3 protein-coding genes and 1 pseudogene are annotated in these 2511 nt (G+C 56.0%); all 4 read right to left on the minus strand.

The window, feature by feature from the left end:
- On the minus strand, positions 1–955 hold a 955-nt coding region (locus ACP151_RS21235; protein ID WP_424980202.1), incomplete at its 3' end, for an IS481 family transposase.
- A 72-nt stretch (positions 956–1027) separates the two neighbouring features.
- Positions 1028–1792 (minus strand): FHA domain-containing protein, encoded by a 765-nt coding sequence (locus tag ACP151_RS21240; RefSeq protein WP_424980780.1) that lies wholly within the window; start codon positions 1790–1792, stop codon positions 1028–1030.
- On the minus strand, positions 1789–2193 hold the full coding sequence (locus ACP151_RS21245; RefSeq protein WP_424980781.1) for a hypothetical protein: 405 nt from the start codon (positions 2191–2193) through the stop codon (positions 1789–1791). Before ACP151_RS21245 ends, ACP151_RS21240 begins: the two co-directional genes overlap by 4 nt.
- Positions 2194–2285: 92 nt before the next feature.
- Positions 2286–2511, minus strand: a pseudogene (locus ACP151_RS21250) (IS5/IS1182 family transposase); the annotation flags it as partial.

Genomic DNA, 2511 nt, shown 5'->3' on the forward strand with positions numbered 1-2511 from the left:
TGTTCAGTCCCGGCATCTGGTGGATCGGATCGATGATGAAACGATCTGGCTCTGAAGTCCAGATTTTGCAGATGTATTCGTAGGGCGTGAGGCCGCTGAGAGTTTTGAGTCTGCGGGCAAAGTTGTAGGCAGCCATGAAGTCGCCGAGATGTGTTCGTAACTGATCGTGGCTTTCGTAGTGGTATCGCTTCACTGTCGCCTCTTTGATCGTGCGGTTCATCCGCTCGACTTGGCCATTGGTCCACGGATGGTTCGGTTTGGTCAGGCGATGCTCGATCCCGTTGGCCTCACAGATCATGTCGAAGCGCATCTGCCGGGAGTATACTCTGTTCCGGTTTCGTGGCTGTTCGGCGAACTGGATACCGTTATCGGTCAGGATCGTATGGATGCGATAAGGGACCGCCTTGAGCAAATGTTCGAGGAATTCCCAGGCGGTCTTGCGATCTGCCTTGTCGACGAGGTGGGTGACTGCAAACTTGCTGGTCCGGTCAATGCCAACGAAAAGATACAGCTTGCCCTCCGCAGTCTGCACCTCGGCAATATCGATATGAAAAAAGCCGATGGGGTAGCGCTTGAACCTCTGCCGCTTAGGCTTGTCGCCCCCGACATCCGGCAAGCGCGAGATGCCATGCCGCTGAAGGCACCGATGCAGCGCTGACCGCGTCAGATGCGGGATCGAGGGCTGGAGCGCATAGAGGCAATCATCCAACGGCAGTAGCGTATGCCGCCGAAATGCGACGATCATGGCCTCCTCGGCTTGACTGAGAATGGTTGAGCGAGGCTCTTTCGGCCCTGTTTTGCGATCCTCAACGGTCTCGCGCTTTCGCCACTTGGCAACAGTCTTCGGGTTGATCCCGAGTTCCTTGCTCAGCGCCGCGATCGAAGCTTGCGATCGCTGTATTGCTGCTCTGACAGCGTGCGTGGTCGTGGCGCTCCCGTGACGAACTTGTCCCATAGTGCTTCCTTCCATTCCAAAGAACAGATCGCACCATCAAACCATGGGATCAAACACCTAGTGATCCCGGCATTACCGGAGAATGCGGATCTCAACATCACCTGCAGTAAAGTATTCGGCTTTCCCAATGGCTACTATTTCTCCTGGTTTGAGGCGCCGGGTTTCGAGGAAGGTCCCCGAGCTGGAAAACGAACCCTTGCCATCGCCATCCCGAAGCCAAAGCGAGCCTTTTGCAGCAAGCAGCATACAGTGACGGCGTGAGACTTTGCTGTCTGCCTCTGAAAAGCGCAGATTTGTCCAGTTTTTGTCTCGCCCGATTTTTATGCTGTTAGTTTTGAATTGTTTCAATTGCACCGACTTGCCTTGCAAACTCCCGGAACAGATCTGCAACTCCCATTCCTTCATGGGGCGTGCTATCGGCGGGCAAAGCGGCGTAAACCACTGAGCGCCGCTTAGCCGGTCATAGTGAGATTCCCCGAGCGGATTTACACCACCTAGTCCCGCGAAGGCGATCTTGTGGAATGCGCGAAACAGCAGCCTGGGCCAGCCGATCTGCAAACCGGACTTGTTGCGTAACTGAAGCCCGAAAAGGAAACGGCCCGGGCTTAGCCCACGCAAAAGAAACTCATAAAGGAGCCAACTGACAGGAAGTGCGGTGGCAAGGAGCAGGATGCCATGAAAATCTTTGTCTACAACAGGCATGTGCCGAAGCAATAGAGGCCCCAGCTTGGGAAGCAATGTATCCACCACCATGATGAGCAGGAAGAGATCGACAATCGCTGCAGAAGTCAGCAGCAGTGCAGCATTGCGCGTTGAAGCAGGTCCGGGGCGTTTCATGTGCTTTGCCCGACGGCAGCGAAAGTCAGAATTGCGGCGCTGGTGGCCGAAAACATGAGCAGTGCAATGCAACGCTGTTCAAACGCATGGGGAGAGGCCCGCCGGGCAGTGATCTGGAAGCCTCGGGCGGCGACCCAAAGCGCCGTGCAAAGGCCAATCACCGAAAGTAATTTGAGTTCGGGGGTGTCCTGAGGATGGTCAACTGCAAGCCACTCGACCCACCATGCCAGAACTGCCGCAAAAACTAGCGGCAGAAAGCAGCAAAGGAACCGTCTCAGATCCGTAAACTTCCTTGTCAGCCAGTTTACCGTTGCGCTCAGTCCCCACCCTACGCCTGCCGCGGCAATGAGGACGACCAGAAACCTGATGGAAACTGGCAGATTATCGGCTGAAATACTCAATCCGGCCAAACGTCCGCCCGTAGCAGTTCCAGTCGCCGCGGCGTTGTTGCGCAACTCGTTTTGAGGACGAGCTTCCCCTTTCCGCGGCGGATTCATCCATCACACACGATCTCGGCGGTGCCGAGGGCCGAGAATCGGTTCATGAGAGCGATGCGGATGTGGATTTCGGCGGTTTGTCTGTCTGGGTCCCTCGCCATGATGCGTTCGCCGAATGCCTTGAGGCATAGCATTTTGGCCTCCACGCGACTTCGGATGTGATAACCACTCCATCGTTTCCACAGCGCCCTGCCGAAGCGTTGCGAAGCGCGCAGTATCTCG

It is taken from the genome of Leisingera sp. S232, from assembly GCF_049800895.1.
Classification (GTDB): Bacteria; Pseudomonadota; Alphaproteobacteria; order Rhodobacterales; family Rhodobacteraceae; genus Leisingera.